The sequence below is a fragment of the Marinomonas sp. 63XJN7_7_ISO-PGPR-S23-202 genome (genome assembly GCF_056173505.1).
Genome location: NZ_CM149677.1, coordinates 4,162,509 through 4,175,412, shown reverse-complemented (window position 1 = coordinate 4,175,412; position 12,904 = coordinate 4,162,509). Strand labels below are relative to the sequence as shown.

Here is a 12,904-nt window from a genome sequence, read left to right as displayed (position 1 = left end):
TTGGTATCGACCGTGACGAATGGCTCCAAGATTAACTGAAGAACAGCATTTTAATGGAAACTGCCATCGTCATAATGACCATGGCGATTTTAATCAGCGTTTTGCCGTTATTGATGACGAGTTTTGCACCTATCATGCCGCCAATCACCTGACCAAGAAACATGGCAATACCTATTTCCCAAATGATCGAGCCAGACATGATGAAGTAAATCAACGCGGCTAAGTTACTGCAAAAGTTTAAAAGTTTGGCATAGGCAGTCGCTTTGACCAAGTTGTAACCAAGCAGTAAGGTAAAAGAAATAGCGAAAAAAGCACCCGTACCTGGGCCAAAGAAGCCATCGTAAAAGCCAATGACGGAGGCGACAAACACACTATAAACGAGTCCTGTAATAAGCTGCTTTCTATCCAAAGCGCCAAGGTTAGGCGAGAACAAAAAGTACAAGGAAAAACCGATCAATAAAAAGGGAATAAAAACCGCTAGAAAGCTGCTGTCTATTTTAGTGAGCAATATACTACCCAAAAAAGAACCGATAAAGCTGGTGGCGATCATCAGCTTAGCGCTTTTCAAATTGATGTGCCCCATGCGAATAAAATGAAGAGTGGATGCCATAGAACCCCCCACGCCACCCACTTTGTTAGAAGCAATCGCTTGAGCAGGGGGAACCCCACAAAGCAATAAGGTTGGAATGGTAATCAGCCCGCCCCCGCCTGCGATGGCATCAATGCAACCTGCTATCATGGCCACGAAAAAAAACAGTGTAAGTAGTTCAATGGAGAAGGTCATTCCTTGGTCCTATGATTAATGGTCTGAATGATGAAATGCTTGTTTTAACAGTATGTTTTTCTGTTTCTTAATTTACTCTATTGAGCGCGAATTGTTATATACAGACACTTTCTATCTGTTGTATAACAGATGGAAAATAGAGGAAAAAACGTATGGTGGACGAAGCATTATATCAACGAATTGCAACGCATATTAGAACCGATATTCAGCAAGGTCGGTTAACTGAAGCGATGAAATTACCCTCGGTTAGGCGAATCGCAAGCTTGCATAATGTTAGCCATTTAACGGCTTTAAATGCTTTGCGTTTATTAGAAAATGAAGGCATCGTTGAAGCCAAACCTCGCTCGGGTTTTTTTGTCAAAGTACGTCATCCCTTATCTAATAATCTCTTCCCGTTATTGGCTAAACAAAAGTCCACCATTAACTCGCCAGTGACTAGTTTAGATACAAGAAGCCGACACCTTTCGCTAATTGGTCGTAACCAGATTACCAGTTTGGGATTAGCAGATGGGCACCTAGAACTTTATCCGGTGAAACGGTTTAGCCAAATTATGCGCCAGTTAATCTATAAAAATCCTAGTTTATTAGGCTCTCATTTGGGTGGACATGGATTGCCTGCGTTGATTCAACAGATTGTACGTCGTGCCATGGACTATGGCTGCTCTCTTGTGGAGGACGAAATTCTGGTGACCAATGGCGGATTGGAATCCCTATCGCTCGCCTTGAAAGCATCTACGTCGCCTGGTGACAAGGTCTTAATTCAATCGCCTACTTACTTTTTGTTGCTGCAATTACTCAAAGATTTAGGGTTAGAAGCCATTGAGATTGCAAGCTCCGATATGACGTTAAATACGCTTCAACTAGAGGAGACGATTGATCGTCATAAAATCAAAGTCATGGTCTATACCGCTAATTTTAATAATCCTGATGGTTGTTTATTGTCTGATAGTGACAAACAAGCGTTAGTTAATTTGATGGTAGAAAAGCAAGTCACCATTATTGAAGATGATGTCTATGGTGATATCTATTTTGGCAATACTCGGCCAAGACCATTACGGGCATTTAATGATCAGGTGATTTTGTGCAGTAGCTTTACTAAGACGCTATCTCCAGGGCTGCGAATCGGCTGGCTAGCTTGCGCGGGTTGGCAGGATGCGGTTTATAACTTGAAACGCACCTCTTCAAAAGTCACCGCTGAATTCCCGCAAGCCGCCATCGCTGAGTTTATAAAAAATGGTGGCTATGATGTTCACATGAGAAAGTTACGTGCTCTTTTAAAAGGTTATTGTCAGGTCATGAGGGAAGAAATCCTCAAGGCATTTCCAGTGGGTACACAAGTATCACAACCACAAGGTGGTTATGTCTTATGGGTCACATTAAAAGAGGGGAGTCCATCTACTAGAGTGTTATTCGAAAAAGCGTATGCTGAGCGGATTAGCATTGTGCCTGGTTATCTTTTTTCTTTGGTTGACATAGACAGTGCCAAAATAGGCACTGTCTATGAAAGAAGCAATGATCTAAGTTTTCGAATCAACTATGGCTATGGTTTAACGCCAGACAACAAAGAAGCCATTCATACCTTGGCATCTTGGGTCAAGGAAGGTTCGATACCGCAAAACGGTTGCGAAGCCATTTACTAGCGTTAATTAGTTTGCTTGTTGGTGCGTCACTTGGTATATCCACATTCCGATGGTATCCAAAGCGCGTGGCGCATAAGCATCACGGCCCATTAAAACAAACAACCCTTTGCGCCAGAGAGGCCATTCTGAGGGTAGTTGATAATTAAACCATTGTGCTTTTAATAAACCATGGGTGGCATGTTTGATAATCGCGGTGACTTGTTCTTGATCTGGATGAAGTTTTTGCTTGTAGATTGCCTGATTATAAAGTGGATCGACATTTTTATCGTCTGCTCCCCAAAGCGCCAAGACAGGCCCTTGCATTGAGCCAAGATAGGGGGTGGAGTTACTGTTATAGTTGCGTAGTACAAAATCAAAACGATCCGGGTTCATTTTAGGGCGCATGCCTGGGGTGCCTGTTGCAGGGTTGCCAAATGTCTCATCGTTACTTTTTAGGTTCGCCGCCACTTTTTGAGAGACTTGTTCGGGGCTTAAGCCTTGATCCTCTAACTGACGCTTAGTGAAATAGGCACCTTGGTGGCGCCAGCTGACGGCTCCGCCTACGATCACAGTAAAAGCAGGCTTCATTTCGTTATCAGTAATCGGTAAGACCCAACCCGCTTGCGAAAATCCTAGAAAGCCAATTGGACTGTTTTTTAGGGCGGGCAGAGAATGTATCTTGTTGTATGCTGCTCTCACCTCGTCGCTTCGGTCGGACATGGATTGTTGCAGCCAAGCACCAGTGCTTTGGCCCACTCCAGGTTTGTCCCAACTAAACACACCAATACCATCCTTTAATAAACTGTTCACTAAAGGCAAATAGTTGGAGTTCTCAAAACGTGTCTGTGCGCCATCACCATGAACAATCAGAGCAATCGGGGGGGAGGTGACGTTCTTAGGCAGAACTAAAGAGCCTTGCAAGGTATTATTACCGGAAGTAAACGAGATATTTGTGACTTTTGCATTGCTTAAATCAAAATCTTTGAGGCCAGAAAACAACAAGACCGCCCCAGCGATGATTGCAATCAAGACGATCAGAACAACAAAAACTTTTGTTTTACGTTTCACCATTATGAGCTTCCAATCCAAAAGAAAAGACCAGTGCTCACTATAGATAATATTGTCAATAGATCAAAGAGATGGATGTAAATTCTATACAGATTATTTATGGACGGCGTTTTATTTCATTTATTAGTCGACATAATCGGCTCAATTGTTGAAAGGCGGTATTGTCTGCTTCCTTTTTGCCCAGTGACCAACCACAGTTAATACGAAAGCAATCGTGGTAGGCATCGTGGGTGCTAAAACAGGCGCCGCTACGAATATCTATATGCAATGTCTGGGCTTCTTGTTCCAGTTTTTGAGTATTTACATTAGGAATTTTGACCCATAAAACGAGGCCTCCATCGGGTAGGCTAACCAATGAGTCGGCAGGCAAATGCTCAATCAAATATTGTCGATAAGCATGAACTTGATGATGCAATGTGAGACGAATTTTATTCACATGCGAACGGTATTCCCCGGTTGACATAAATTCTGCAAGACAGGCTTGCATTAAGCCATTTACCCCAAAGCAAGTATGTGACGAGTGTTGTAGATATCGAGTGAGGTAGCGCCCAGGTAAGCTCCAGCCAAGTCTTAATCCTGCGGCTAATGTTTTCGAGACCGAGCCACACCAAACCACATAACCTTCTTTGTCCCAATACTTAGCGGGCAGTGGAAGGTGTTTTTGATGAGAGAGTTCAAAATACACATCGTCTTCTATCATGGGAATCTGGTACTTGGTCGCGAGTGTCACTAAAGCTTGTTTTTGTTCGACAGGTAAGCTCTGACCTGTTGGGTTGATATGGGTGGTGCTAAATAGCGAGGCTTGAACCTCCCCCTGTTTCATTACCTTCTCGAGCAATACTAAATCCATCCCTTGGCTAGTATAGGGGATTTCAATAATGTTTCTGGATAACGCCGCTAATAAATCAAGCAAACCACTAAAACATGGAGAGCTGATAGCAACGGTATCCCCAGCTTTGGTGAGACTTTCAATAGCAATGCGAATGCTATCAATACAACCGTGAGTGATCACACAGTCATTTGGTGAAAAAGGGAAGTGATCTTGAAGGAAATGCTGAGCAAGGGCATGTCGTAATCGGCTATCACCTTGTGTTTCAGGATATTGAAAGAGGCGGCTTTCTGACCGTCTGGTGACTCGTTTGATACAGCGTTGTAATTCGGCGAGAGGCTGTAACTCAGATGAAACCCGACAAGTGCCAAGGGGATTAAAAAAAGCAACCGTTGGGCTGTAGCCTTTGTCAGGCGCGAATTGCTTTGGGTCACGGCGTTGTTTGTCAATCAGATTAGGGGCAGGAAAAGCGACATCCTGCCATTGACTGGCGACAAAATATCCCGATTGAGGTTGAGAAAAAATGTAGCCTGCTTGTTGCAAATACTCATAGGTTTTTGTTGCTGTGGTCATACTGATTTGGTGCTGTTTGGCCAAGACACGAAGGGCAGGCAAACGGCTCCCTATGGGAAGCTTTTGCGAGCGAATGTCGGCAATAAATTGTTGAGCCAGTGTTTCGTAGAGTGTCATGGTCGAGAATACCGATTAGTAAACTGTCTTAATATTGTACTCTTATTTTTGTTAAAAATTGAATCTGTTCTCTTCTCATTCTTTCTCCAATACTAATTCCCATTATTTGGTTAACTGGAGAGAAGAATGAAATTAAAAGATGTATTTTTATTGATCGCTTTGATGGCACTGTGGGGATTCAATTTCAGTGTGATTAAGCTGGGTACCAGCGAGATTGACCCATTGGTACTCACAGCACTGCGTTTCACTTTTGCGGTTTTCCCCGTGATTTTCTTTATCAAGCGGCCTGAGGTGAAATGGCGCTATTTGTTTGGCTATGGGGTGAGCTTTGGTGTTGGTGTTTGGGGCATGACCACTCTCTCTATTTATGCAGGTTTGTCGGCAGGAATGGCATCACTGTTGTTGGATATGAGTGTGGTGAGTAGTTTACTGGTGGGCTGGTTGTGTTTGAATGAAACGATTACACGCCATAAGCTATGTGGAGCAGGCTTAGCACTGTTTGGGTTACTCTTGATTATGCTTTCTAAAGGGGGGTCAGTGACGGTGCAAGGCGTTATTCTTGTTCTCGTGGCATCCGTCTTTTGGAGTGTCAATGGCTTGATTGTGAAACGTGCCAATACTCAATCGGTTTTTGCCTTTAATGTTTGGGCCATGATGTTTGCGCCACTGCCTTTATTGGTATTAGCGATGTTGAGCCATGGTGTGCAAGCCGTCACGCTTTTACCTGAACGGTTCAATGGATGGGCCCTGTTTTCTATTGTATTTCAAGCCTATCCAACGACCTTACTAGGGTATTGGTTTTGGAATAAAATGATGATGACCTATTCTATGTCGAGCGTGGCTCCGATGACCTTGCTTGTACCGGTATTTGGTATATTAGGTGGCTATTGGTTTTACGGTGAAGTGGTGTCCTTCAATGAAGTGATGGCGGCTGGCTTCATATTATTAGGTCTCTTTATCGGACAGATGAAAGCTAAACCCTCACTCAATGTCAACTTGGCTGATGGCGTTTAGGCTTTGGAGAAAATCGTTATGCAAGAAATACACTACGGACTGATTCTGTTGGCAGCTCTGGTGGCGATGGCAAGCCCAGGTCCTGCCACTCTTGCGATTGCTAATACCTCGATGAGCCATGGTCGAACCTCTGGCTTGCTGTTAGCGTGTGGTATTTTGACGGGTTCGTTCTTTTGGTCCTGTACTGCGGCGCTTGGCATGGGGGCCGTCATGTATGCCAATGTTTGGCTATTCGATATGCTTCGCTATTTGGGTGGTGTCTATTTGTTGTATTTAGCCTACAAATCGTTTTTATCTATGGGGCAAAAAGAGATAAAACTTGAACCCAATAGAAGAGAGGGAGGGAAAGGGAATCGCCTCTATTTACGCGGCCTAATGATCCATTTGACTAACCCAAAAGCGATTTTACTTTTAGGTTCTATTTATGCTTTGGGTGTCCCGAAAAACAGTCATGTTTTGGCGCTTCTTCCCTTGATTTTACTATTAGGGTTACAAAGTGCCATAGTGGTTTTTGGTTACGCATTGCTGTTCTCTAATCCTAAAATTCGTGTTACTTACTTCAAATTGAAACGCCTGTTTGATGGTGTATTTACTGTCTTTTTTGGGATGGCGGGGCTGAAACTTTTATGGAGCCCATTAAGTGATTAGTTGTATCGGCGAGTATGGTGATGTGGAGGAGGTTATATCCGCGTTATTTCTTTGTTAGGTTTGCTATGATGTCTTTTATTTTTCTGAGTATTTGTTATGTATGATTCTGCCCTTTGGCAGCCCAGTGCTAACCTTGAAACACTAAGAAAGCGCGCCCGCTTATTGCAATGTATTCGTACCTTTTTTGAGGCACGAGAGGTGATGGAGGTGGACACTCAGAGTTTGTCCCTCGCCAGTATTACCGACCCTCATATTGAAGTGTTAACTTGTGAGGCTAGAACGCAAGGGCAAAATCTGATCTATTATTTACAAACGTCCCCTGAGTTTGCTATGAAGCGTTTGTTATGTGCGGGCTCTGGTTCGATTTACCAGCTTGGCAAAGTGTTTCGTGCTGAAGAAATAGGTCGTCGTCATAGCATTGAATTTACTATGTTGGAATGGTATCGGGTGGGCTTGGATCATTGGCAGCTGATGGATGAAATCCAAGCGTTATTAAAGATCATCATCAAGGCGGTTGGTTTAACAAAAGACACCCAATTAACGAAAGATGAGGTGCTTGAGTGTGAACGCATGAGCTATCAAGCGGCTTTCTTGCGTCATACGGGGCTTGACCCATTGTCGTGTGAATTAAGTGCATTACAGGAGTATGCCCATCAACAGACCGAATACGGTTTGCAAGAAACGGATCGAGATACCTTGTTGGAGTTGGTGTTTGCGTCTGTGGTGGAACCTGCTATCGGGCAACATCAGCCGTGTTTTATTCACAGTTATCCAGCAAGTCAGGCTGCATTGGCGACCACACATCAGAATGAACAAGGGCAAGAAGTTGCTGCGCGCTTTGAACTCTATTGGCAAGGTATGGAGTTGGCAAATGGTTATCACGAATTGACAGACCCAAAGGAACAGGCCAAACGGTTTGCGGAAGACAAACGGGCACGTAAACACATGGGGTTAGCTGATCGGCAGTTTGATGAGCGCTTGATTTTGGCATTGGAGGCTGGTATGCCTGAGTGTGCAGGTGTCGCCTTAGGAGTAGACCGTTTGCTGATGATACTAACGGGGCAACAGTACATTGAACAGGTTATTCCTTTTGCTCATCTCCGTGCTTGAGAATAGTAGGGGATGAGGGACTTAGCGACAGCATGGGCTTACTTGAGTGCTAAATGGCGAGCGTTTATCACTATTTGGCAGATAGATTAGGCATTAATACTGAATTGATATCAAATAAGAAGAATAGGACATCTGTTTGAAAGATCGTCATCTAATGTTTCGTACTCGTCTAAAGAATGGTCTGTTGGGTGGCGGGCCAAAGCGATTTATTTGGCTGTATTTATTGGCTTTGTTGCTTGTTGTATGGGCTATCTTAAAAGGCGGCGATGCGCTGCGTCATCAGCAAATCAAAGCACTGCGTTATGAGGTATCCGATCAGTTAAATCAGCTGGCCAGTGTATTAGAAAATGCAATTGTGAAGTATCAACACATGCCAACGTTGCTGGCATCTAATGATAGGGTTAAACAGGCTTTACTTCATGAGACCGATAAGGATATTGACCAACTTAATCGAGAACTCAAGCAAATTAACCTCATCACGGAGGCCTCAGACAGCTATATTATTAACACACATGGCTTGACCATTGCGGCCTCCAATTATCAAAAGAAAACCAGTTTTGTTGGCAAAAACTTTGCCTTTAGACCCTACTTTAAGGAAGCCATGTCTGGCAAGGCGGGACGATATTATGCGCTTGGTACCACATCGAATCGTCGTGGTTATTACTTTTCCTATCCGGTCTACAATGGTGACAAAATTATTGGTGTGGCAGTTGTTAAAGTGGATCTCACACAGTTTGAAAAACGTTTTAATAATCAAAGTTATGAATTTTTGCTAATCGACCCTGATGGGATCGTCTTCAGTAGCTCCCATCCTGATTGGTTGTACCATTTGCTCGGGGAGTTATCCCACCAGGAACTACAGCGTATCGCCGAAAGCCAGCGTTATAAAAATAAGGACATTAAAAAGCTCGCCATTGCTTACAGCAAACCCTTCGATAGCAAAGCTACCATTGTTGATGTGTTAGAAGAAATGACGTCACCGAATGGTAAGGTGCAGCTAGAGCGACATGCCTATTTACAGATGAGCCGTCCTATTCGGTTATTGAATTTTCGCGTTGCGATTTTTGCGCCGTTAAAAACCATTAATGAAGACATCGCTCTGTGGCGGGCTATTTTTGTCGGTGGGGTGATTATTACAGCTTTGCTATTTGGCTTGGCTATGCTACGCACTCGTATGCTGCGAGAACGCTCCGATGCCAATGAAATGGCCCGCCATAATCAAGCCTATATCCGCGAAGTCATTCAGAATACTCAAGCGGGATTAGTGACGCTAGATGACAGTTATAAAATAGAGTCCTTTAACCCTGCTATTGAGAGATTGCTAGGACAATCATTGGCGCCATTAGTAGGTCAGCCGCTTAGTGTCTTATTTCAGCCTACCGACAATCAGCAAGATTATGAGCAAAACACAGAAAGCGTTGAATCTATGGGGGTTAAGGTGCTCACGCAAGAGGGAACTTTGTGTTGTTTAGAAAATGATAAGACGGCGTTGCAGAGTATTCCAGTGGAAATGACTTTATGTGAAATGCAACTCCCTAACCGTCGTAGTTTTTTGGTTACTTTTCACGATATGACAGAACGTAAACGTTATGAGCAAGAAATCACTCATGCGAGAAATGCCCTGGAAGCTCGAGTGAAAGAGAGAACATCAGAGCTGGAAGAGGCGAACAGTCGGCTTCGCCATGAAATCGAAGAGCACGAAGGCACGCAGCGGGAACTGATTCAGACAGCGAAATTGGCAGTGCTGGGGCAATTAAGTGCGGGACTAAATCATGAACTCAATCAGCCATTAACGGCCATTCGAGCGTTTGCTGAAAACGGTTTGACTTTTTTAGAGCGTAGTAAATACCCTCAAGCGAAAGCCAACTTGGAGCAAATCAGCCAGTTGGGTCGTCATATGGGAGATATCATCGCCCGCTTTAAAGTATTCGCGCGAAAGGGAGACATACAACAAGGACCGATTCCTGTTCATGAAGCGATGCTCGCAGCAGTGCGTATTATGGAATCACGGTACAAAAGTGCAGACATTGCCATTGGGTTACCCGAAGACAAAGGCTTAATGGTCGTGGGTGATACCGTATTTTTAGAGCAAGTGTTGGTTAACTTACTGGCGAATGCTGCTGATTCCATTCTAGAAGCCGCCAGTGCTGATAAACAGGTTCGTGTTGTCATACAAGAAAGCACTAATAAGGTGTTGATAGCCATCCAAGATACTGGCAAAGGGCTTAGCGAAGACGCACAAAAGCATTTGTTTGAGCCATTTTTTACCTCCAAGGCATCAGGGGTGGGGTTAGGGCTTGGTTTGTCCATTAGCCAGCGTATAGTTGAGGCCATGAATGGGCAAATCCAAGCGAAAAACCTAGACTCCGGAGGGGCTGAGTTTTGTGTTACGCTAACACGTTTTCAGTCGATGTCGAGTTAGGGGCAATGACCTCAATCGTTAATAAATAGCAAAAATAAAACAACAAAGGAATCGCAATGACAGATGGCAATCAAGTGATATTGATCGACGATGAAGAATCCGTTCGCATGGCTATTTCGCAAACATTAGAGTTGGAAGACTTTGAGGTTAGTGCGTTTGCCAGTGCGCAAGGGGTACTTGATCAGCTGTCAATTGATTGGCCTGGTATTATTGTTAGCGATATTAACTTACCGGGAATGAGTGGTTTAGAACTGTTTGAGGCCGTTAAAAAGATTGATAAAGAGATTCCTTTTATTCTTATAACAGGCCATGGCGATATTAGTATGGCCGTTAATGCAATACGCGATGGGGCTTATGATTTTATCGCAAAACCCTTCTCCAATACGGACTTTTTAGAAGTGGTGCGTCGTGCCACCGAAAAGCGCCGATTAACCATCGAAAACCGTCAATTACGTTTAGAACTGGTCGCGCAAAATGCTCCCGGTCCGCGCATTGTCGGCAATACTCCAGGCATTCATCGTTTACGTCAGGTCTTACTTCAAGTCGCCGATACGGGGGCCGATATTTTGATTCAGGGCGAAACAGGGACAGGGAAAGAGCTGGTGGCACGTTTTATTCACGAGCACAGTTTGCGTCGCGGTAAAGCCTTTGTGGCGATTAACTGTGGGGCGGTGCCTGATTCTATTATGGAGTCCGAATTATTTGGCCATGAAAAAGGTGCGTTTACCGATGCGAAAACTCAACGTATAGGTAAACTGGAGCATGCCAATGGCGGCACTTTATTTTTAGACGAAATTGAAAGTATGCCCATGTCTATGCAGATTCGTCTATTGCGAGTCTTGGAAGAGCGTCGTTTAGAGCGTTTGGGATCCAACACAGGGATTGACTTGGACTTACGTATTCTAGCGGCCACCAAAGTAGACTTAAAACACTTAAGTGAAAGTGGTACCTTTCGAGAAGATTTATACTACCGACTTAATGTTGTCCGTGTGGATATTCCCCCACTGCGTGATCGAAAGGATGATATTCCTTTGCTTTGGCAGCATTTTTCATTAGTGGCCACGGCTCAATATAAGCGAGAATCTGAGCCGCTATCCGCAGCACGAATGCACAGCCTGTTAAGTTATGATTGGCCTGGCAACGTACGGGAACTTCGTAACCTTGCAGAGCGCTATGTCTTGATGGGGGAAGCGGGGTCTTTTGAGTTTGACCAGATCATTATCAATGAAAACAATCCTGGGGTGATGACGTTACCCGAGCAAATGGAGCGTTTTGAAAAAACGCTCCTTGAGCAAGAGCTATTGCGGCAGAAAGGCTCCATTAAAGACACCATGGATGCCCTTGGCTTACCGCGAAAAACACTTTACGACAAAATGCGCAAATACGGTCTAGATAAAGACATTTATAAGTAATAGGCCGATACGCTAAGAAGAAGCCGCAGCCGCTTCTGCCTGTTCAGATGGAATATGTTTTAGGTAACCAGCAATGATTATCGCGATTAAAAGCAGTGCTGCGACAAAGATAACAAGGCCTTTCCAACCTAAATCTGAGTAAATATAACCATTGATATAACCCACAATAGAGCCACCAATATAATAGAAAAATAGATAAATCGAGGTCGCTTGGCCTCTATCTTTTTCTGCATGCTTGTTTACCCATCTTAAGCTAATAGAATGGCATCCAAAGAAGCAGCAGGTAAAGATGATAACGCCTGCTAAAACGGTGTATATACTGTTTGATAGTGATAATACAATGCCAACAATCATTGTAATGAAAAGGCCAATATAAACAGGAGTACTGCCCCATTTATTGGAAAGTCTTCCTGCTTGTGGCGCACTTATCACACTTAAGGCAAAACAAATAGAGATAAGACCCGCGTCAGAACGGGATAAATTAAGTGGTGATTGAGTAACATGGAAGGTTAAAAAACTATAGAGTGATGTAAATACACCAAAGATAATAAAACCAATGAAATAGACAGGTAGGATCTTTTTATTTCTTAAATGAAAGCCCATACCACTCACAATACTTTTTAATTTTAGGTTGTGTGTTGGGTTAAAGTTTTTAGAAGAAGGAAGTAAAAATAGCACTAAACATGAAATAGCAAATAGCAGTGATGAAAAGCCTAAGAAAATATTGTGAAGTTGAGTGTGTGCAATCATTTGGCTGGCAAATACCCGACCGGACATTCCTCCCATTGAATTACCAAAGACAAAATAGCCAGTGACAATACTGGCCACAGCAGAGGGAACCTCTTCACTAATATAAGCCGTTGCCGCGGCTGCGATACCGCTTAACGTTAGTCCAAGCAGCCCCATCATGGCAACGAGAAGATCCCAAGAATGGATCATAGAGCATAGACAGGTGATGATTGCGCCAGAAAAGAGTGCTGTGACAATGAGTCTTTTTCGTCCAAAACGATCTGACAAGCTCCCGGTGACTAATAGACCAACAGCCAGCATAGCCGTTTCAACCGATAGAATTTCACTAATATGATCGGTGGGAATGTGGTACAGCTTCGATAGTGTCGGCAGAAGAGGCTGAATAAAAAATAAAGAGGCTAGCTCTGATAAGCCCGATAAGGCTAATGCTATCGTGATTATAATATAGGACTTTTTGAAAGGCGTATTACTGGATGTATCAGACATATCTGTAACCTTTTATTGTTTTATGGTTAATAAAAAAGGTGAGGAAGCAGGGGGCAACCTCACCAATGTGTT

At 43.6% G+C, this 12,904-nt stretch carries 10 protein-coding genes; 6 read left to right on the top strand and 4 right to left on the bottom strand.

Features of this window, described 5'->3' with window-relative positions; all coding sequences use genetic code 11:
- Positions 1-31: 31 nt before the first annotated feature.
- Positions 32-784, bottom strand: a complete 753-nt coding sequence (locus tag AC0VYG_RS19300) for a TSUP family transporter (protein ID WP_475429525.1) — start codon at positions 782-784, stop codon at positions 32-34.
- 152 nt (positions 785-936) lie between these two features.
- Between AC0VYG_RS19300 and AC0VYG_RS19295 the strand changes: the two genes are divergently transcribed.
- Entirely contained in the window at positions 937-2,424 is a 1,488-nt protein-coding gene (locus AC0VYG_RS19295) for an aminotransferase-like domain-containing protein (RefSeq protein WP_475429524.1), read from the top strand.
- Between the two features lie 6 nt (positions 2,425-2,430).
- Here the strand turns inward: AC0VYG_RS19295 and AC0VYG_RS19290 are convergent, their stop codons facing one another.
- Positions 2,431-3,474, bottom strand: coding sequence for an alpha/beta hydrolase family protein (locus tag AC0VYG_RS19290; protein WP_475429523.1), 1,044 nt, complete (start codon positions 3,472-3,474; stop codon positions 2,431-2,433).
- A gap of 94 nt (positions 3,475-3,568) precedes the next feature.
- Positions 3,569-4,990, bottom strand: coding sequence for an aminotransferase-like domain-containing protein (locus AC0VYG_RS19285; protein ID WP_475429522.1), 1,422 nt, complete (start codon positions 4,988-4,990; stop codon positions 3,569-3,571).
- 126 nt (positions 4,991-5,116) lie between these two features.
- On the opposite strand from AC0VYG_RS19285, the gene AC0VYG_RS19280 reads away from it, so the two are divergent.
- The 5 genes from AC0VYG_RS19280 to AC0VYG_RS19260 all read left to right on the top strand — a co-directional run bounded on the left by AC0VYG_RS19280 (position 5,117) and on the right by AC0VYG_RS19260 (position 11,596).
- Complete coding sequence (locus AC0VYG_RS19280) at positions 5,117-6,004, top strand: EamA family transporter (protein ID WP_475429521.1); 888 nt, start codon at positions 5,117-5,119, stop codon at positions 6,002-6,004.
- A gap of 18 nt (positions 6,005-6,022) precedes the next feature.
- Entirely contained in the window at positions 6,023-6,652 is a 630-nt protein-coding gene (locus tag AC0VYG_RS19275; RefSeq protein ID WP_475429520.1) for a LysE family translocator, read from the top strand.
- Between the two features lie 96 nt (positions 6,653-6,748).
- Positions 6,749-7,762, top strand: a complete 1,014-nt coding sequence (epmA, locus tag AC0VYG_RS19270; protein ID WP_475429519.1) for an EF-P lysine aminoacylase EpmA — start codon at positions 6,749-6,751, stop codon at positions 7,760-7,762.
- Between the two features lie 136 nt (positions 7,763-7,898).
- Positions 7,899-10,184, top strand: coding sequence for a cache domain-containing protein (locus AC0VYG_RS19265; protein WP_475429518.1), 2,286 nt, complete (start codon positions 7,899-7,901; stop codon positions 10,182-10,184).
- Positions 10,185-10,240: 56 nt separating this feature from the next.
- Positions 10,241-11,596, top strand: coding sequence for a sigma-54-dependent transcriptional regulator (locus AC0VYG_RS19260; RefSeq protein ID WP_475429517.1), 1,356 nt, complete (start codon positions 10,241-10,243; stop codon positions 11,594-11,596).
- A gap of 12 nt (positions 11,597-11,608) precedes the next feature.
- Here AC0VYG_RS19260 and AC0VYG_RS19255 read toward each other — a convergent pair whose 3' ends face one another.
- Entirely contained in the window at positions 11,609-12,832 is a 1,224-nt protein-coding gene (locus tag AC0VYG_RS19255; protein WP_475429516.1) for an MFS transporter, read from the bottom strand.
- Positions 12,833-12,904 lie beyond the last annotated feature (72 nt).

What these genes read in the sequence shown, in the direction of transcription:
- AC0VYG_RS19300 (WP_475429525.1), bottom strand. Translation starts at nt 784, where the DNA reads ATGACCTTCTCCATTGAACTACTTACACTGTTTTTTTTCGTGGCCATG.
- AC0VYG_RS19295 (WP_475429524.1), top strand. Translation starts at nt 937, where the DNA reads ATGGTGGACGAAGCATTATATCAACGAATTGCAACGCATATTAGAACC.
- AC0VYG_RS19290 (WP_475429523.1), bottom strand. Translation starts at nt 3,474, where the DNA reads ATGGTGAAACGTAAAACAAAAGTTTTTGTTGTTCTGATCGTCTTGATT.
- AC0VYG_RS19285 (WP_475429522.1), bottom strand. Translation starts at nt 4,990, where the DNA reads ATGACACTCTACGAAACACTGGCTCAACAATTTATTGCCGACATTCGC.
- AC0VYG_RS19280 (WP_475429521.1), top strand. Translation starts at nt 5,117, where the DNA reads ATGAAATTAAAAGATGTATTTTTATTGATCGCTTTGATGGCACTGTGG.
- AC0VYG_RS19275 (WP_475429520.1), top strand. Translation starts at nt 6,023, where the DNA reads ATGCAAGAAATACACTACGGACTGATTCTGTTGGCAGCTCTGGTGGCG.
- epmA (WP_475429519.1), top strand. Translation starts at nt 6,749, where the DNA reads ATGTATGATTCTGCCCTTTGGCAGCCCAGTGCTAACCTTGAAACACTA.
- AC0VYG_RS19260 (WP_475429517.1), top strand. Translation starts at nt 10,241, where the DNA reads ATGACAGATGGCAATCAAGTGATATTGATCGACGATGAAGAATCCGTT.
- AC0VYG_RS19255 (WP_475429516.1), bottom strand. Translation starts at nt 12,832, where the DNA reads ATGTCTGATACATCCAGTAATACGCCTTTCAAAAAGTCCTATATTATA.